At 58.4% G+C, this 18,359-nt stretch carries 18 protein-coding genes and 2 pseudogenes; 11 read left to right on the top strand and 9 right to left on the bottom strand.

Features of this window, described 5'->3' with window-relative positions; all coding sequences use genetic code 11:
• Positions 1-189: 189 nt before the first annotated feature.
• Positions 190-1,233 (bottom strand): rod shape-determining protein, encoded by a 1,044-nt coding sequence (locus tag P3T42_RS14130; protein WP_074302250.1) that lies wholly within the window; start codon positions 1,231-1,233, stop codon positions 190-192.
• A gap of 210 nt (positions 1,234-1,443) precedes the next feature.
• On the opposite strand from P3T42_RS14130, the gene P3T42_RS14125 reads away from it, so the two are divergent.
• Entirely contained in the window at positions 1,444-1,845 is a 402-nt protein-coding gene (locus tag P3T42_RS14125; protein WP_429306405.1) for a hypothetical protein, read from the top strand.
• 45 nt (positions 1,846-1,890) lie between these two features.
• A complete protein-coding gene (locus P3T42_RS14120; protein ID WP_429306404.1) occupies positions 1,891-2,415 on the top strand; it encodes a DMT family transporter in 525 nt (174 codons plus the stop codon).
• Positions 2,416-2,428: 13 nt separating this feature from the next.
• Here the strand turns inward: P3T42_RS14120 and P3T42_RS14115 are convergent, their stop codons facing one another.
• A complete protein-coding gene (locus P3T42_RS14115) occupies positions 2,429-2,551 on the bottom strand; it encodes a hypothetical protein (protein WP_429306403.1) in 123 nt (40 codons plus the stop codon).
• Positions 2,552-2,578: 27 nt separating this feature from the next.
• Here P3T42_RS14115 and P3T42_RS14110 point away from each other — a divergent pair, with 27 nt between their 5' ends.
• The 3 genes from P3T42_RS14110 (at position 2,579) to P3T42_RS14100 (ending at position 4,964) form a co-directional block, all read left to right on the top strand.
• Entirely contained in the window at positions 2,579-3,817 is a 1,239-nt protein-coding gene (locus P3T42_RS14110; RefSeq protein WP_429306402.1) for an EAL and HDOD domain-containing protein, read from the top strand.
• Positions 3,818-3,898: 81 nt separating this feature from the next.
• Entirely contained in the window at positions 3,899-4,351 is a 453-nt protein-coding gene (locus P3T42_RS14105) for a GNAT family N-acetyltransferase (RefSeq protein ID WP_429306401.1), read from the top strand.
• Positions 4,352-4,505: 154 nt separating this feature from the next.
• Positions 4,506-4,964, top strand: a complete 459-nt coding sequence (locus P3T42_RS14100; protein WP_074302246.1) for a hypothetical protein — start codon at positions 4,506-4,508, stop codon at positions 4,962-4,964.
• A 135-nt stretch (positions 4,965-5,099) separates the two neighbouring features.
• On the opposite strand, the gene P3T42_RS14095 is transcribed toward P3T42_RS14100, so the two are convergent.
• A complete protein-coding gene (locus P3T42_RS14095; RefSeq protein ID WP_429306571.1) occupies positions 5,100-5,465 on the bottom strand; it encodes a VOC family protein in 366 nt (121 codons plus the stop codon).
• Between the two features lie 330 nt (positions 5,466-5,795).
• On the bottom strand, positions 5,796-6,257 hold the full coding sequence (locus P3T42_RS14090) for a Rid family hydrolase (protein ID WP_429306400.1): 462 nt from the start codon (positions 6,255-6,257) through the stop codon (positions 5,796-5,798).
• 234 nt (positions 6,258-6,491) lie between these two features.
• Here P3T42_RS14090 and P3T42_RS14085 point away from each other — a divergent pair, with 234 nt between their 5' ends.
• A complete protein-coding gene (locus tag P3T42_RS14085) occupies positions 6,492-7,391 on the top strand; it encodes a LysR substrate-binding domain-containing protein (protein WP_429306399.1) in 900 nt (299 codons plus the stop codon).
• Between the two features lie 317 nt (positions 7,392-7,708).
• Positions 7,709-8,707: pseudogene (locus P3T42_RS14080) on the top strand (IS110 family transposase).
• 451 nt (positions 8,708-9,158) lie between these two features.
• Here the strand turns inward: P3T42_RS14080 and P3T42_RS14075 are convergent.
• A complete protein-coding gene (locus P3T42_RS14075; RefSeq protein WP_429306398.1) occupies positions 9,159-10,394 on the bottom strand; it encodes an MFS transporter in 1,236 nt (411 codons plus the stop codon).
• Positions 10,387-11,601, bottom strand: a complete 1,215-nt coding sequence (locus tag P3T42_RS14070) for a serine hydrolase domain-containing protein (protein WP_074302241.1) — start codon at positions 11,599-11,601, stop codon at positions 10,387-10,389. Before P3T42_RS14070 ends, P3T42_RS14075 begins: the two co-directional genes overlap by 8 nt.
• A 116-nt stretch (positions 11,602-11,717) precedes the next feature.
• Here P3T42_RS14070 and P3T42_RS14065 point away from each other — a divergent pair, with 116 nt between their 5' ends.
• Together P3T42_RS14065 and P3T42_RS14060 are read left to right on the top strand one after the other, a co-directional pair.
• Complete coding sequence (locus P3T42_RS14065) at positions 11,718-12,602, top strand: LysR family transcriptional regulator (RefSeq protein WP_074302240.1); 885 nt, start codon at positions 11,718-11,720, stop codon at positions 12,600-12,602.
• A 227-nt stretch (positions 12,603-12,829) separates the two neighbouring features.
• A complete protein-coding gene (locus tag P3T42_RS14060) occupies positions 12,830-13,042 on the top strand; it encodes a hypothetical protein (RefSeq protein ID WP_074302239.1) in 213 nt (70 codons plus the stop codon).
• Between the two features lie 977 nt (positions 13,043-14,019).
• On the opposite strand, the pseudogene P3T42_RS14055 reads toward P3T42_RS14060, so the two are convergent.
• Positions 14,020-14,627, bottom strand: a pseudogene (locus tag P3T42_RS14055) (IS110 family transposase); the annotation flags it as partial.
• 124 nt (positions 14,628-14,751) lie between these two features.
• Between P3T42_RS14055 and P3T42_RS14050 the strand changes: the two are divergent.
• Complete coding sequence (locus P3T42_RS14050; protein WP_074302237.1) at positions 14,752-15,387, top strand: HAD family hydrolase; 636 nt, start codon at positions 14,752-14,754, stop codon at positions 15,385-15,387.
• Positions 15,388-15,497: 110 nt separating this feature from the next.
• On the opposite strand, the gene P3T42_RS14045 is transcribed toward P3T42_RS14050, so the two are convergent.
• A complete protein-coding gene (locus P3T42_RS14045) occupies positions 15,498-15,845 on the bottom strand; it encodes a DUF6176 family protein (protein ID WP_429306397.1) in 348 nt (115 codons plus the stop codon).
• Positions 15,846-16,636: 791 nt separating this feature from the next.
• Here P3T42_RS14045 and P3T42_RS14040 point away from each other — a divergent pair.
• Positions 16,637-16,993, top strand: coding sequence for a phytanoyl-CoA dioxygenase family protein (locus P3T42_RS14040; RefSeq protein WP_074302234.1), 357 nt, complete (start codon positions 16,637-16,639; stop codon positions 16,991-16,993).
• A gap of 481 nt (positions 16,994-17,474) precedes the next feature.
• Here P3T42_RS14040 and P3T42_RS14035 read toward each other — a convergent pair whose 3' ends face one another.
• Positions 17,475-18,035, bottom strand: coding sequence for a hypothetical protein (locus P3T42_RS14035; protein ID WP_074302232.1), 561 nt, complete (start codon positions 18,033-18,035; stop codon positions 17,475-17,477).
• Positions 18,036-18,359: the final 324 nt, after the last annotated feature.

The following is an 18,359-nucleotide window of genomic DNA, read 5'->3' as shown; positions in this document are numbered from 1 at the left end:
GTGGGCGTACGAACTCACGCTATGGACAGTGGCCGAAGCGGGTTTGGTCTTTGATTGCATGATTGATCCCGAAGCTGGAGGTCGCGAGGCGCGAGCCGTCCTTTGCCCACTGTATACCCTTCTTGGAGTGGCGGCGTCGTTTATTAGCCGAAAGGCTCGATAGTGCGCTGGCGTGGTGCGTCGCCAGGCTCATTCGTAGGAAAAGAACCCGCCGAACTTGTCCATGCGCTCGAGCGCCATGCCGGAGCCGCGCACGACGCAGGTCAGCGGAGCCTCGGCAACGAACACGGGTAGACCGGTTTCTTCGGCGAGCAGGCGATCGAGATCGCGCAGTAACGCACCGCCGCCCGCGAGCGTGATGCCGTGCTCGGCGATATCGGCGCCCAGTTCGGGCGGGGTATGTTCGAGCGCGATCTTGACCGCGGATACGATCTGGTTCAGCGGGTCGGTGAGGGCTTCGAGGATCTCGTTGCTGGAGATGGTGAAGCTGCGCGGTATACCTTCCGACATGTTGCGCCCCTTCACCTGCATCTCCTTGACTTCGGAGCCGGGGAACGCCGAGCCGATTTCTTTCTTGATCGCTTCGGCGGTTTGTTCGCCGATCAGCATGCCGTAGTTGCGGCGGATGTAGTTGACGATGGCCTCGTCGAACCGGTCGCCGCCCACGCGCACCGAGCCTTTGTACACGATGCCGCCAAGCGAGATCACGCCGACTTCGGTCGTGCCGCCGCCGATATCGACCACCATCGAGCCGGTCGCCTCGGAGACGGGTAGGCCGGCGCCGGTTGCAGCGGCCATCGGTTCCTCGATCAGGAACACCTGCGACGCGCCCGCGCTGTGCGCGGCTTCTTTGATGGCACGCCGTTCGACCTGGGTCGATCCGCACGGCACGCAGATGATGATGCGCGGCGAGGGCGCGAAAACGCGCGGCGTGTGGGCCATGCGGATGAACTGCTTGATCATCTGCTCGGTGAGGTTGAAGTCGGCGATCACGCCGTCCTTCATCGGGCGGATGGCTTCAATGTTGCCGGGCACCTTGCCAAGCATCTGCTTGGCCTCCTTGCCGACTGCCAGAATGGTTTTCTTGCCATTGGGGCCGCCTTCCTGGCGGATCGACACGACCGACGGCTCATCGAGCACAATGCCCTTGCCGCGCATGTAGATCAATGTGTTGGAAGTGCCGAGATCGATCGCCAGATCGTTGGAGAAGTAGCTGCGCAAAAAACCGAACATGCAAAATCCTGACTGGCTTCATGCCAGGCGGTTGGTCCACCAGGAGCGACCATGCGACAGTCGGAAGAAGACAGAATAACAGTTTCATCAATCGCGAGACGCTGTGCCGCTTGTGCACGGGCCCATTGCGGTCCCGGTCGAAGCGATGGCCGCGTCATCGCGGTGTAGTATGGGCTTCAGCCGTGGCAAGGGCATAGATGGAGATACGTTGTGTCAAGCGAATGGAAGCGGCGTATCAAGCTGTTTGTCCAGCGTTTCTGGCAGCCGACCAGCGCGTGCATGAGTTGCATGCCGGGGAGCTGGGGCAATGTCATGAGCCTCGCCCACTGGACCATTGCATTTCAGACGGGTCTCTTCACCGGACTCCTCGCCATCCTTTTGACCTTCGCGCCCGCGGCGAAATGCTACGAAAACCGCTACGGCAACGCGCTGGTCATGGGCGTGCTGACGATGTCAGGCGACGTCTTCTCGCATAAGAGCCACTACCGGTTTCCCTTTGTGGAGCACGTCGTGACGGGGGTGATTTCGGGTCTGTTGACGCTCGTTGCGTCATATCTCTTCGAGGACCACGCGCGACGTCTCCGGTCAGCATGGACACGGGTTTTCGGCTAGCTTGTCCTCTGAATTCGCGCAGTACGCCTGTTTCGATCCGGCATTGTGCTGACGGCGCGGCCTTGGGAAGGTGCAGGCAACCCCATCGATCTCGCCGGTGTCTTCTGGATGCTGGCCGGTTCGATCGTCCTCGGGACGTCGTATGTTTACGTCCGCCGTTTTCTATCGCCATTCAGCCTTCCGCCGCTGGCGTTGGTCACGTGGCAGATGGGACTGGCCCTGCTGATCCTGACCGTGCTCACAGACTTCACCGGGATAGGGCACATCCTGCACGATTGGCGGGCGGCAGCCGGCGCCGTGGTCGGACTGGGTATCCTGGGAACCGGAACCGCCTTTCTGCTCTACTACTTTCTGCTGCAGGAACTCGGAGCCGTTGCGGCCTCGGGTTCAACTTACATTACACCTACCGTTGCGCTACTGATTGGGTGGGTCGTCGGGGAAAAGGTTGGTGTATTGGAAGTGAGCGCCATCGCCTTGATTCTTGCCAGTATCGCGATGTTGCAGATTGGAAGGCAACGGGCAGCGCGCGAGACTGCGCAATCATTCGGTACAACTGCCGCCCGGTCTTAAACCCGGCCTGGATTCAGGTAATCCATGCCGTTCGCATGAAGCAGCGAGCGGCCACGATGTGTCCTTTGGACAGGCACGCTGGAATCGCCGACAATCCTGCCTTGAGGTTCGAGCCCAGGTGTGTCGTCGTATCCATCTTCAAGCCTTCCTTTCAGAGGTCGTCGTGAGCAGCATTCCCATTGATCCCGTCGCGCCGGGCGATGCCGACGTGTTTGTGGCACGTCAACCCGTCATGGATCGGGCGGGGCGCGTTGTCGCTTACGAACTGCTTTTCAGGGACGGGGCCGCGGGAGCGGCACGGATAGGGGACGAACTGCGGAGTACGACGGCGCTGATAGAACGCGCATTGGGCTCGATCGGTCTCGAACGGCTTTCCGCCAGTAAGGCCTGCTTTCTGAACTGCGCGCATGATTTTCTGTTTTCGGATTACCCGTATGTGCTGCCGGCGTCACGCTTCGTTCTGGAGATCAGGAAGTCTGCCGAACTGACATCGAACCTCTCGCGCCGCTGCAGCGAGTTGCGAGGAGCGGGCTTCCAGATAGCGCTGGACGACGTCACGGGTATGACTGACGAGATCCGAGGGTTTCTTCCTTCCGTCGACATCGTCAAGATCGACTGGCCGTCTGTGGAGCGTTCGGTGTTAGCGGAGCTGGTCGGTCAGTTCAAACGGGCGGGAAAGGTCGTGCTCGCCAAGAAAATCGAAAGTACTGAGGATGCGGAGCTGGCCCGGCAACTGGGTTGTGATCTGCTGCAGGGCTATTACTTCGCCAAACCGCAGATTCTTTCAGGCAAGCACGCGATGCCGCCAGTCAAGGCGATCCTTCACGTGGTCGAACTGGTCGGCAGCGATGCCGCGTTGGGTAGTATCGCAGGGGCACTAAGAGAGACGCCACTGCTGGTTGCTCAACTGTTGCGGCTTGCAAATAGCAGCGAGCAGTCGAACGGTAAAACGGAGCGCATTTCATCACTGAAGCAAGCGTTGTCAATCGCGGGTAGCCGCAGACTTTTGCATTGGTGTGGACTTCTGCTTTACGTTAACCGGGACGGTCTTCCGGTCGCGGATGATCCGCTTGTGCTGCTTGCGCAACGACGGGCGCTTTTCATGGAAGAAGCGATCGAGGCGATGGAGGACGGATCGCGCTCGCTGGCGGCTACGGCCTATCTGACGGGTATGCTGTCGCTACTGCATGTCGCGTATCACATGGAATTGCGCAGCTTTGTCGAGGAGCTGCCTGTCTCCGATTCCATCCGGGTGGCTATTCTTGGCGGTGGTGGTGTGCTCGGCGAATTGCTGTCGATTGCGGAAGTGCTGGAGCGGGGCGAGGTGGACGCGGCGAGGGTGGAACTTCAACGGCTGGCGGTTTCGCCGGCGGGGGTTCGGAAGGTTGTGGAGTGCTATTGATGTGGGTTCTCGCCGCTTTGGATTCCATGCGCTCGTTCCGGTGAACTGCTGTTAGTCGCCGACTACTTCGGAAACATTCCAATGCATCCCCATCCCCGAATCGCCATTCTCGCTGACCGTCAAGCTATCGAGGAGATCGTTCGACACGCCTACTCGCCTTATATCAGTCGTATCGGGCGGCAGCCGGGACCGATGTTGGACGACTATGAAGTACTGATCAGCGAGGGCCGGGTCTATGTTGTCGAACTGGAAGGTGCCATACAAGGCCTTCTTGTGCTGATCCCGGAGCAGGATGCGATGCTACTGGACAACGTGGCCGTAGCACCTTCCGCCAAGGGAACAGGAATAGGCCGCAGCCTGTTGGAATACGCCGAGCACTCAGCCAGAGCGGCAGGCTACCGCGTCATCAGGCTCTACACCCACGAGACCATGACGGAAAATATCGCGCTTTACTCTCGCATTGGTTATGCCGAGACGCACCGCGCCGAGGAGAATGGCCTGAAGCGGGTATTTATGGCTAAGCACCTGGCCTGATCATTGGTGGTGTCTACCGGCACCCGGCGTGACCAGATATTCGGTTTGTGTTCGCAATCCCATTTGCGTTCCTGCGTTCATCACCGGTGGGCCACTGCGAATGACGGTTACACTGGTTATCCTATGTTCATGTTTCACGTGCCAGGAGACTTCTATGAGCAAGCATACCCTTGTATCGACTGCCGCCACATTGCTGTGCGTGGGTGCGCTGACGGGCTTGACCGCTACTCCGGCCCAGGCAGGCGGCGCGCCGGTGAAATGCCATCTGACCTTCAGCATGTCCGGATGGTCGGCGATTTATCAGCACGCCGAAGGACGCGGCAGAGTAACTTGCGATAATGGGCAGAGGGCCGCTGTCACCATCAGCGTGCATGGCGGTGGCCTGACGGCCGGCAAGTTTCACGTCAGCGGCCACGGCGATATCACCCATGTCTACAGCATCAGGGATGTGTACGGCAGTTATGCGCAGGCCGGTGCTTCGGCCGGTGCAGGGAGTAGCGGTACCGCACAGGTGCTGACCAAGGGAACGACGTCGATGGCGTTGAGCGGCAGTGGCGAAGGCGTGGACCTTGGTGTAGCGGTCGATGCTTTCAAGATCGAGCCGGTACGCTGAGACGCCAGAGACGCGCTGATGTATTGCCTAGGCCGGGCGTTGTGGCGGTGGCGTGCGAGGAGGCCAAATACGGACCGTTGAGTTGACGGTCCTGTATTTGTTAGATGAATAAAAGTTTGGGCAGACGCCGTTACCTTAGGTGATCATCGGAATGTAACCTTTCGGCGCTTCATGCATTAGCGCCAGAGTGTGCCCATCCGGGTCCTCGAAGAACGCCATCCATAGGTCGTGGTCTTCCATGGGCGCAACAAGGTGCGGCCGGCTTTTGAATGCAACCCCGCGTCGTTCGAGTTCGCTCACACCCAAAGTGATATCTCTGCAGCTGAAGTATATTGCCGACGCCTGAGCGGGGCTTTGAAGATGCTCGGACTTCTCGATGAGCAGACGAACTCCGCCACAGTCGAAAAATGTAAGTTCACCGAACCGATACAGGTGCCTTAGCCCGAGCGTGTCACGATAGAACGTTTCCGCTCTGTTTACATCCGGGGTAGATAAGGCAATTTGCCCTATACGATTTAGACCAAATGACTTGCTCTCCTCCGTTCATAGCGATTGGCACGGCGCGCGAGGGAGAGATAGTTTGCTGGATGTGCAGAGTAGCTCTCCCGGCTGATTCTAATGCCATCGATGCATAGGGAGCCACAGTGGTTGAATTTTTGGGTTGTCATCGGATGGCGGCTTTGGAGCATATCCATAGACCGTCGTGGGTCGAGCAGGGCCAGTCGCCGTCGGCCCGGGTTCGGCCAGGAGCAGCCCTTCGACTGCTGCGTCTGGATTGTCGACAATGTCGCGGGATCAGTGAACAAAAAGGTCGGATCGATGGTGGTGCGATCAGACCTTCATGACCTTCGCCGCCGTCACAGTCACTTCGACCAGCCAGCCTGGTTCGACAAGGCCCACTACCTGTGCACGAGTCCGGGTGGGCAGGTGGGGTTGCGCTGCCGAGCCGAAATAATCGGCATAGACGCTCGAAAAACTGCCGTAGTCTGGCGCACCATTTTTCGCGTGCTCTGCAACGAAAAGAGCTTGCACGGTAATCACATCGCCTAACGCATATCCTTTACCTTCGAGGATCCGCTGAATCTGATCCAACACGCTTTTCGTTTGCGTTTGTAAATCGCCGAAATAGCTTACCGTGTGCGGTTCGGCGTCGAGATTTGACGGCAGTGCGCCTACCCCACTCAACGTGATGGTTTTCGCGCTCGCGGGGACCTCAATTGCTTCCGAAAATTCTCGTGCCCACGATGCTTCGAGGCGCGCGGGGGTACGGTGCCGCACAATGGTGTCGCTCATTAGGTGCTCCAAAGGTGAGACCGACGGACTTGACATCGGCAGTTGAGTTGACCGTCCGTCACGTGCATCAACCACGTGCGACGAGCCCGCTCATTGGTCGATCGGGATATCGAGGTGTGTCAACGCATGATGGTACGTAGGTTTCGATGATCGGAAAAATGAATTAATTCGATAAAATCGTTCGATACTGTCGATCAATATCGTTACGCTGATCAATAATCCGGCGGGAGACATATGGAACTGCGCCACCTTCGCTATTTCCTGGCTATTGTCGAGCTCAACAACCTGTCACGCGCAGCCGAAAAGATGTGTGTTGCGCAATCCACGCTGTCGCACGCCCTTCGTCAACTCGAAGAGGAACTGGGCATCGCGTTGTTCGACAGAGTAGGGCGAACCATTCGCCTCACACAGGCAGGCCGGGTCTTTCATGACTATGCGGCGCGAACGTGCAATGAAACCATGCGAGCCAAGCGTGCCATGCAAGAACTCAACGAGCTCGATGCAGGTACCTTTACTTTGGGCGCTATCCCGGTATTTCCGCTTTCATTTCTGCCTCGAGCTGTCTCGTCCTTCAATCAGCAGTACCCGAAGGTGCGGATCGTGGTCCAGGATTTTCTCGCGGCAGAGCTTGAGGAAAAACTAGCACTGGGAACACTTGATCTCGGTATTGCATTCCATCCGGCTTCACGGAACGACGTCGAATCCGAGTATCTTTTCTCGGAGCGGCTCGTCCTGGCCGTCGGCCGGGGCCACCCGTTCGCACAAAAGCACCGGGTTCAATGGAAAACGCTTGATTCGATTCCCCTTGCGCTGCTCACGCGAAAATTCTCAACGCGCATCCTGATTGAAGAGGCGTTCAGAGCTGCCGGCGTGCAATCGCGGGTAGTCGTAGAAATGGATACCACGGAGTCTCTTCTGGCAGTCGCCGCGGAAGGGCAGCTTGCAACCATCGTTCCTGAACGTGCCGGGGCGGCCTTCGAATGCATCAACCTGATACCCATAGCGCATCCTGAATTGTCCCGAAAACTCGGTTTGCTATGGCCGAAGGGAGCCGGGCGGACCCGCGTCGCGACAACTTTCGCCGACGTGCTTAAGAATGTGTCCGCGAATTTGCGACATGACCAGAAAACATGATCTGTGGCCGGCTCAATCCTGCCCATTGGAATTCTCACACGGTGGGCACAAAGCAGTCACGGCTGCACCTACTCTGGTACCCGAAACAACCTTGGAGGGATTTCCACGCGCGTGTTGAATGACCGTTAGCGGGAAAGCCAAGTGACCGGTTCGGGTCGAACTGAGCCGATCGCCGTCGGACTCAGTGCGGCCAGGAACGGTCAGTCGATCGGGACTTCTAGATTGAAAATCATCTAGCGGGCCTCCGCCGCCGCCCTGACGGGCGACGGGGTTAAAGTGAGTTTGCCAACAGCGCTTTAACCGGAAGGAGGCCCATCATGAACTATAGCGGCATTGACCTGCATTCGAACAACAGCGTGGTGAGCGTGATCGACGAAACGGACCGCGTGGTCGCCGAGAAGCGGCTGCCGAACGAGCTGGCCAAGATCCTGACGTTCCTTGCCCCGTGGCAAGCCGGGCTGGCCGGCGTCGTAATCGAATCGACGTATAACTGGTACTGGCTTGTCGACGGCCTGCAGGCCGCCGGCTTCGTGGTGCATCTGGCCAACACCACCGCGATCAGGAAATACGACGGGCTCAAGCACAGTGGGGATGAGACCGACGCGCGCTATCTGGCTCATTTACTGCGCCTGGGGATACTCCCGACAGGCACCATCCTGCCACCCCAACAGCGTGCCGTCCGTGATCTTGCGAGGAAACGCATGCAGCTCGTGCGAAGCCGCACGAGCTGCATTCTCGCGGTGGAGAACATAACGGCACGCCAGTTCGGCAAGCGAATCACGAGCAATCAGGTCATCCGGCTCGACGAAGAAACCATCAAATAAATGCGCCTGCCAGAGGACGTCGCACTCGCGCTTCGGGCCAACGTCGCGGTCATCACGACGCTCTCCGCGCAGATCGCCATCGTGGAAAAGCGTCTTCAACAAAAGGTCGCACCAGACGCGGACTACACCCTGCTGACCACGGTGCCGGGCATCGGCCAAACCCTTGCAACTGTCATTCTGCTGGAGGTGGGCACCATCGAGCGCTTCGCCAGCGCCGGTAACTTCGCCTCCTATGCGCGCTGCGTGGACAGCCAGCGTATAAGCAACGGTAAAAAGAAAGGCGAAGGCAACACAAAGAATGGCAACCCGTATCTGTCCTGGGCGTTCATCGAGGCGGCCAATTTTGCGCTGCGCTATTGCGCCGAGGCCAAACGTTTCTACGAGCGAAAGAAAGGCAAGACCAATACCATCCTGGCGCACAAGCTCGCCCGCGCATGTTTCCATATGCTGAAGGAGCACAAACCATTCGATATGACGCGCTGCTTCGCATAAGAGTTTCGACGGCGACCGGCAAGCCCTGATTGTTGACTGGCGAACAGCCACCGAGATTGAATGGGATGCTGTGCCGCCGTCCCCGATATGCAGTAAAAGCGGATCGCCCGGAATGCGAGCCAGCTGTGGATTGGCGCCGACAACCCGGCAGCCCACGCAATTGTGCGAATCCCATGGACGCATTACGGCACCAAAGTTCTTCCGGGGCGGCATAGCCGCCAGGGCGAAAGGCACCAGCAGTATTGCTCTTCGCTTGATCCAGATGGGTGTCTGGCGCGTTCCGTCGCAGCCAGCAAATGAAGAAACGGGCGCGGTTGGCCGCTGCATTCGGAGAATTGGGAAACGGCTGCTCGTGCAGCCGGGGATATGGATTGCTCGCTTGACATCGGCCCGCTAATGGGCGTCAGCAATCACGGCCGTTTCCCATCCCGGACGAACGTCATTCGGCACATTACCGAGCGTATTCAGGCACCCCGTTACTACGCCGCAGCGCCCGCGGCCAAGTCCCTAACACCACCGAAAGCGTAATCACGAGCAATCCGGCCGCGCTCCACGGCAGCGCTCCGGGACCGACCGAGGTGATCGTCATCGCGCCGAGTATGCCGCCGCCCGCGATCGCCAGATTCCATACCGTGACGATCAACGATTGCGCAATGTCACCCAGTTCGCCGGCCGCTTCCGCCGCTGCTGTCTGAAACACGGTTGCCACGCCGCCAAATGCTAGCCCCCACATGGCAACACCCGCAAAAACCATAACGGTTTGATAAGCAGCAACGCCCATCAAGACCGCTCCAAAGGCGAACAAAAGCGTACTCGCGATTTGCAACTGCCTCAGCCGCGAATCGATCATCAACCCGACCACACCGATCCCCACGAGTGCCGTCAAACCGAATACCAGCAACACTGCATCGACACGATTCGCGCTGCCCGACAACGCGAGGAATGGTGCGATATACGTGTAGAGCACGTTATGCGCAAGCACATAGAGAAAGGTTGCCACGAGCACCGTCTTGAGACCGCGTCGACGCAGCGTCGCCACCACACCGCCAGACTTGCTTGACGATTGCCCCGCAAAGTCCGGCACGATCCAGCGCACGCAAATCGTCAGCGCCAAAGCCAGCGCGCTCAGCGCGCCGAACGTCATCCGCCAGCCCACCGACGCACCCAGCCACGTGCCGACGGGAATGCCGATCGACAATGCAAGTGGTGTCCCGACCATCGCAACCGCGATAGCGCGTCCTCGAAGATGCGGCGGCGCCATCCGCGCGGCGTAACCGGCCAGCAAGGCCCAGATCACGCCCGCCGACACGCCCGCAAGGAATCGCGCCACGAGTATTACCGGATAACGCGTCGAGACCGCGGTGATTGTATTGACGACGACGAATCCGGCGATTGACAGCAATAACAAAGGCCGACGCCGCCAGTGACGCGTGACGATAGCGAGCGGGATCGCGACGAGCAACGAGCCGATAGCATATGTCGTCATGAACTGCCCGATCAGCGCTTCGGAGACGCCGAGATCGCCGCTCATCTGCGTCAGCAATCCTGCTGGAAGCACCTCGGTCAGGATGGTGATGAAACCGCACGTCGCGAGCACAAGCAGGCCCGCAACCGGCAGACGCTGCGGCCGTCCGGAACCCACGGCATCGGACGTGACGTCGCACGCGGCGAGATCGACGTCACTCATGCTCGTGGTCTCCGTCGTTCGAGACGCGCGCCGCGCCGTACACGGCATCGCGCAACTCGGCAACGAACCCGCCCGACATCCCTTCGTACAGTGTATTCGTGAACGCTACCACGCTCAGTCCGCGCGCGCGGTCGACGAACCACGAATGGCCATACGCGCCACCCCATCGCCATGTCCCGACCGACTCCGGCGAGTGGGCCAGCAGCGGATCGCGCAACACCGAGAAACCCAGTCCGAAACCATATCCTGGCGCATCCGGCGGACCTGCATCGCCGGTCTGGATCGTGCCCATCTCATCGACCAGCGCGGCCGGCAGCAATGCTCCGCCGCCACTGCGCAGCGTGTCGAGCAAGCGCAGAAAGTCCCCGGCGGTGCCAACCATTCCCGCACCGCCCGACGCAAACGCATCGTGATCGAGCGCACGTGACGGCGTGAAGCGAATCCCTGACGTGCCGTCGAACACTGGGACGACTTCCGAGTCGCGCATCCGGTGCGGCGTTGGCGTGTCGCTCACATACGGTGTGCAGAGCCGTAGTGGATCGGTTGCATAGAAGGCAGTGTCGGCCATGGCGAGCGGCGTCGTGACGAGTGCCTGAACCGCGTCCTGAAGGGACGCGCCGGTCACTCGTTCGATCAACAGCCCGAGCACGTCGATCGACAGCGAGTAGGCCCATGCGGTGCCGGGCTCGTAAGACAGCGGCAGGCTTGCAATCCGGCGCACATTGTCTTCGAGCGAAAGCCCGGACGAATCCATCCCGTCGGAGACACCGGCTTGCGCATACGGTCCCGATTCGTCCGTCTCGAGAAATCGGTAGCCAAGACCGGCCGTATGCGACAGCAACTGACGCACGCTGATCCGCGCAGCACGGCCGTCCGGTAGACGCGGACGGAAATTGGCAAGCCAGCGTGTGACGTCGTCGTCGAGTCTGAGCCGCGATTGCGCGACCAGCACCATCGCCGCCGTCGATACGATCGGTTTGCTGACCGACGCCAGCCGGAACATTGTGTCCTCGCGCATCGGCTGTGCGCGCTCACGATCCGCGAGGCCGGCTGCACGCCGGTAGACAGATTCGCCCCGCTTCGCGATGAGAACGACCGTACCGACCAGCCGCCGTTCGTCGAGCGCGGCATCGATGGCTGCATTGACGCGCTGGTGCAACGCGCGCGTGTCTGCGTTCAAGCCGGCTGATAAGGATTGCCCCGACATGCCGAATCCTTTAGAAGTGTGAGTCCGGACGATGGTACGGGCGCACCAACTAAAGAAAAACAGGCTAGAGTTCCGCTTTGACCGGACAAGTTTGTCCGCAATCGTGGAGCGCCTCTTTGGAAAGTCTGAATGGCTTTATGGTCTTCGTGCAGGTCGCTGAAACGCGCAGCTTCGTCGACGCGGGGCGGCTGCTCGGCGTGTCCGCATCGGCGGTCGGCAAGCGAGTCGCGAGGCTCGAGCAACGGCTCGGCGTGCGCCTGTTTCATCGCAGTACGCGCAGCATCACGCTGACCTCCGAAGGCGCGCTGTTGCTCGAACGCAGTCGACGGATACTCGCTGAAATCGAAGCCGCTGAACTGGAGTTGTCGCACCGGGCCGAAGCGCCACGCGGCCGGTTGCGCGTCAGCTTGCCGCTCGTCAGCTCGCTCGTGTTGCCGGTGCTCGCCGACTTCATGCGCGCATATCCCGACGTGCAACTCGACCTCAACTTCACCGACCGGACGGTTGACGTGATCGACGAAGGATTCGACGCGGTGGTACGTACCGGTCCGCTGTCGGATTCGCGTCTGTCCGCACACTGCCTCGGCACCTTCGGTCTGCTGCTGGTCGCGTCTCCCGCTTATCTCGCGCAACACGGCACGCCCGCCGTTCCCGCCGATCTGCTGAATCACGTCTGCCTGCACTATCGTTTTCCGAATACGGGAAAGCTCGAATCGTGGCCGCTGCGTCGCGCGGACGGTGAGCCCGAAATCGCGCTGCCGATCTCGATGGTCTGCGACAACATCGAAACGCGATTGTGCTTCGCGTTGCGCGGGCTGGGCATTGCCTGTCTGCCGGCGTTTTCGGTCACGCAGGCGCTCGCGGACGGCTCGCTTCGCTCGATCCTCGATGATCACGTCGAACGCATCATCGCGCTCAACGTGATCTGGCCTTCAGGACGAAACCTGCCGCCGAAGCTGCGTGTCTTTATCGATTTTCTGCACGAGCATTTGCATATGTAGCGCAGTAATTTCGCACGTCAATGGCTACGTGATCCGCTATTACCCTCTGCGTCATCGCGAATGACAGCTTTGGAGAAACGCGGAGGTCCCTATCGGGTCGAGTACGGAAGTTCAGCGTCGGACCGGGTTCGGCCACAACCGGCCGTTCGACGTCAGCATCTGAATCGTTGGCAATCGATGCGTGGGCATACACTACGCATGACTTCGAGCAGCGCAAGATTTGAAACATGACCACGAAACGAACAAAATCTCGGCTAGCCGGTGAACTCGGTCGCTTCGTACAGCAGTACGCCCGCAAGGCTCAAGCCTCGCATCCGAACGACCGGCAATACGATCGCAAGCTCGAAAGGAAAATGAAGCGGCTTTCCCCGCCTGAGCTATCTGACCTTCTCTCCCAAGACGAGCAAGAGCCGGACGAGTCCGAGCGTGAGAAACGTTGAGGACGGCCAGTTTCGGGCGGTCGACACCGTCCACCAATTGGGAACAACTCTTAGACCTGTAGCTTCCTACAAGCCAGTCGTGTACCCAAGGCAACCCATTACGCTAAAGAGCCCAATTGCCGTCAGGAATAAGCCCAACCAGAGGTGAACGAGGAGAAACTGGATGGGCGATTTGGACTTGTATACGACGCCGCCGCGAGTGTGCGCTTTCTCTTCTGTCAGATAAGCAGATATTGTTGCGAGTACTCCTGCAGCCGATGCAAGCAAGGTTCCAAGCCAGCCAAAGTGAATGGAACTGGATACGTATGCATAGCAGATCCCCCATGAAATCACGGCGAGCATGAGAAGAATCCAAACCAATTTTTTCATTAAAATTGCGGACGCGTGTATCCGAGCCGCGCGAGTGTAGGCACATGCGGCATCCTATCAAACACACAACCGTGCTGGAATGGCTGCTCTCGGGAGGTTTGAAAGACCGTTGTGGGTCGCGTGCTGTCGATCGCCGGCCCGTAAGTTTCGGGCGGCGTATGCCGATTGCTTCCGATAGGCATCGGCCAGAAGCGGCCGGTCGACATTGGCGTATAGATCGCTGACACCCATTAGCGGGCCCGGTGTCAAGTGAGCAAGCAGTACCCTCGGCTACCTGAGCAACCTAATCCGATTGCACTGACCGAATGCAGTAGCTGAGCGCACCCGTCTCTTCAGTTCATGGCTGCGACGGATCGCGCCAGACCCCCATCAGGATCAAGCGATCGGCGTACATCCGTTGCCTCTCGCCCTAGTGACTTTGCCACCCCAGAAGACCATTGGTGCCGCAACACGTCCATGGGACTCGCACAATACTCGTGGTTACCGGATGTCCGGCACCAATCCAGGACGGGCTCGTGTTGCGGGCGATCCGCTTTACTGCACATCGGGGACGGCGGCACGGTATCCCATTCAATTGCGGTGGCTTATCACCAGTCAGCGATCAGGGCTTCCTGAAGACGCCTTTCCACGATGGCAATCTGTGCCGACAGCGTCGTGATGACCGCGACGTTCGCGCGGACCGCGAGCGCCACGTCATCCGGGAGGTGCAACTGGTCAACTGCAGCCTGATCGAGTTGCTTGACCTGATTGCTCGTGATTCGCGTGCCGGACTGGCGCGCCGTTATGTTCTTGACGGCGAGGATGTGGCTGGTGCGGCTGCGCACCAGTTGCATGCGTTTGCGGGCAAGGTCTCGCACCTCACGGTGCTGGACCGGCAGGATGGTGCCAGTGGGAAGAATGCCCAGGCGCAGCAGGTGGGCGAGGTAACGCGCGTCGGTCTCGTCACCGCTGTGCTTCAGTCCATCGTATTTTTTGATCGCTGTGGTGTTGGCCAGATGGACGACAAAACCAGCCGCCTGCAGACCGTCGACGAGCCAGTACCAGTTGTACGTGGATTCGACCACGACGCCGGCCAGATCGGCCTGCCATGGGCAAGGAACGCCATAATCCTTGCCAGGTCGTTCGGCAGCCGCTTTTCGGCGACCACGCGGTCCGTTTCGTCGATCACGCTCACCACGCTGTTGTTCGAATGCAGGTCGATGCCGCTATAGTTCATGATGACCTCCTTCCGGTTAAAGCTGTTTCGGCAAACTCACTTTAACCCCGTCGCCCAACAGGGCGACGGCAGGAAGTCCGCTAGATGATTTTCAATCGCTAGACAGACGTAGGGGAGAAACGGGTTGAGAACAGTAATTTTCGATGTAGATGGAGTTCTGGTCCACGGATATACCGGCCAGCTTGAGCGCCTTCGACGTTGGGACACGCATATCGAAGCCGATCTCGGAATCAATCCGGACAGGTTTAGAGACTCGTTTATCAGGGAAGTGTTCGAGAAGGAAGTGCTGACTGGTCGCAAGGCATTGCTGACGGCTCTGGAAGAAACCTTGCCTGCTCTAGGCTATCGGGGATCGCCGTTCACGGTGGCAAGCTACTGGCTCACTCGCGACAGTCAGGTCAATTTCCAGTTGCTGGATCTTGTGCGCCGACTGCGACTGACGGGCAAGGTCCGGCTGTGCATCGCGACTAATCAAGAGCACATGCGCGCCTTTTATCTGTGGAACAAGCTGGGTTTTGAAAACCTGTTCGATGATCTGTTTCATTCGGCGCGTTTGGGGGTACTCAAACCGGATCTCGGATTTTACGCAAGGATTGAAGAGATCTTGGGGCCGCAAGATGAGCCGCCATTGTTCTTTGACGATTCCGAATCCGTCGTGAATAGCGCCCGGGAATACGGGTGGGATGCGGTGTTGTATCGTGGTTTGATGGATTGCGACACGCATCCATGGATCGCTGCGGCATTTTCGTCGAGCAAGTGATCATGGATCTCGACGGATGGCCCGGAGCGTCCACTTTGGAGAAAAATGAAGGATCGCTCAGGGTCGACTGCGGTACTTTGCCGCTGGGCTTGTTCCAGCCGCGGCGCGATCTAAATTTCGCCTCGTTGATTTATCATGGTCTCAAGCTCAAAGGGGACGAAGTTCACCACATGCTCAAACGTCTCTGGTGGGATCTCGCGGTCAATACATTGCTGCCAGTAATCCACATGAATCTTGTCGATCGCCAGCATCGAGGTGCCAACATGCGCACCGTCCGGGCTTTGTACGTCGAACCACGTTAGACGCAGACGTCCGTCTCGCACGGACTTGAACATCGTTTCAAAATGCATCTTTTCTCGATCCAGCGTCTCAAGACATTCCGCCTTTCGCTCGATTAAGACACGTAGCCACTCATCGGCCTTGGCTTCCATTCCCTCCTTCACGGTAAAGGTCGTCAATGTCGTTTTGTAAGCCGTAGTCGCAGCCTTCGAGCGATGAAGCGTGTTGCTGTAGAACAGTGAAAGTTATTCGGGTAAATATTACTTCGATTTCGCAGCTTAACCGCTCAAATTGTTGCGCAGGCTTGATGCGACACAGCTGTGAACGACCGCTTTCGAGCGCCGCGAATGCCCGCTAGGGGTCGGTTTTCACCTTTCGCACTTCCGCTGCGAGCGCCGGCTAGTGGAGGTCGGTGTTGGACCGGGTTCGTCCAGAAGCGGTCCGTCGGTCAGCCGACGGACTAGAATTTCCTCACCTCAGTTAAGAGAGGGGCGTTGTGAGTCAACGGCATGCGGAGTTTTCCGTTCAAGGGTATTCGATTGTTCCGGAAATATTTGACCGGTCGGAAGTTCAGGCCCTTCGACAGTTGGCAAATGGATTAGTGACCCGACATCGTTCGGGTGATCCCAAAGTACTTGCAGCCACGCTCAGCATCGCAGCGGCCTATCGAATGCAGCCAGAACGAAATCTAGGAATCGAGCCAGCGCATTGGGAGTGTGAGCCATTCATCATCAGCGATCTCATTGCTCTCGAGCCTGGATTGGCAACCCTCTTTGCCAATGAGCGCATGTGGCATAGCGTAGCTGAAATGCTGCAGTGCTCCGTCGTGGACGTTGCTTTCCATTTTTGCAACCTCACCCGTAAACCCCCACGGCAGGCCCCGCTATTTCATGGCATCGGGATGCGAAAAATACCTATTTCACCATAGAGGATGGCCGTACCTTGCGTCTATTGATTCCACATCCAATCGATGTCCGCGAGCAACGGCGGCACAGGGGTCGTGCCGGGCTCGCATCTGGTGAAGGACGACTCCACTGATGACGCGATATGGCCGACCGTATTTGCAGGTACGGGCTTGGCTATACACTCCGCAACGCTTCACGGAAGTTCACCCAACCGCAGCGAGCAAGAACGCGACATCATTGTTATTCAATTCGGATGGAGTAGATCCTGCCTCCGTTCCCGCGCGCAAGATGTACTCTCCTTAGCCTCGCTTGATGATTTTCAGGTGTTCGCTCAAGACCATTTGACGATCGCCCTCAGATTGCTGACAATCCGGCGTCTTTCGCCGATCGACGACTTGTCAATCCATCCAGTTTTTCGCTAGACAGCGCCGCGAGAGTGCCAATGACCATCTCCAGAATTCTCGAACTTTACGCTCGGAGCGGACGGTCGCTTGAAGATATGGGCCTAAAGGAAGCCGCGCTAGATCTCTCTGAAGCAGGGCAAGCGTTGGACCTGTTTGCAGGCCAAAAATGGCTGCTCCTTGGAGGGGACGTTTACCGCGCAACGTCAGACGGACGAAGTCTTGAGCCCACGTACGACAATTGGTTTTACGAGGGAAACAACGTCGACGAGGGCATCTCTGCAGCCCGGGATTTCTTGCATTCCTTGCGAGACCGTTCGTTATTCGTTGTGTTTGTCGTTACTGGCCGAACTCTACCCCCGTGAATCACCGCCTCCTCGAAGCGAGCGGGCGCTCATGGCGAATCTGCAGTCCTAGGTGCCGGCCCGCTACGCGAATGTAATAAGGCGACGGTCGGCCAACAGCGGCCTGTCGACCGCGCTGCGTAGATCGTTGACGATCGTCATCCAGCCTTTACGGTAATCCGCGTCATGCCGTGAGACGCCAGAATTTCGATAAACTCGATCATTGCTTGCGCCGGCGCCGTACCAAAGTCAACTGTCAGGTACCACCACTCGCCATTCGATTCGACAGGAGTGAAGGAATGAGCCGCCCCGCTAAGATTGTCATAGGCATGAGCTTCTGTTTCTTCAACGTCGAGCCACCGAGTAATAAATCGGTCCAACTGCTGCTGATCGGCGATCGCCTTTTCGAAAACGATTTGTGCCCTGTTCCAACTGAACGGATAAAATGCGACCTGAAGCCCACCAAACTTGAATGCGGTCGCCTCGAAATTTGGGTCTGGGTCAAGCGCCAACTCGAATGGCTTGATCGCGTCATCGGAGTTTTTGGAGAGCACATCGACTCTGAGATAACGATACGGATACGGGATCTGTTCGTTGTTGAGAGCGATTAATACCTCTGCGGCGACGTTTTCTTCAGAGGCCGAAATGCGGTCGCGGGCAGCCGTGAAAAATTCAATGTAACGTCGCTGTACGTCACCGATCAAAGACGTAATCGTCACCAGGCCACCTAAGTAGATTTTTCGAACTGGCCGTCAGTATAGACTGACGCCAACTTTCAGAACTTGCACCGACGATCGAGTTTTATCGGTTTGAGTGGCTGCGTTGGAGGGATCTGAGAGACCGTTCGGGGTCGCGATGTGCCGGCCGCATGAGCTGTAGCCGGCCAGAAGTCGCCGTTCGCCGACGCTTCGGTGTGGACATTCAAGGGTCCCTTCAACTCCGAAAGCGGCCATTGACATGGCCGCCGCTTCCACCGCTGCCGAGATTCGAGTACTGTCTATAGCACTTGCGCAACGATCGGCAGCATTACGGCAATGGACTGG

It is taken from the genome of Paraburkholderia sp. GAS38, assembly GCF_050434965.1.
Taxonomy (GTDB): Bacteria; Pseudomonadota; Gammaproteobacteria; order Burkholderiales; family Burkholderiaceae; genus Paraburkholderia; species Paraburkholderia phenazinium_A.
This window is presented reverse-complemented; position numbering and strand designations above follow the sequence as displayed.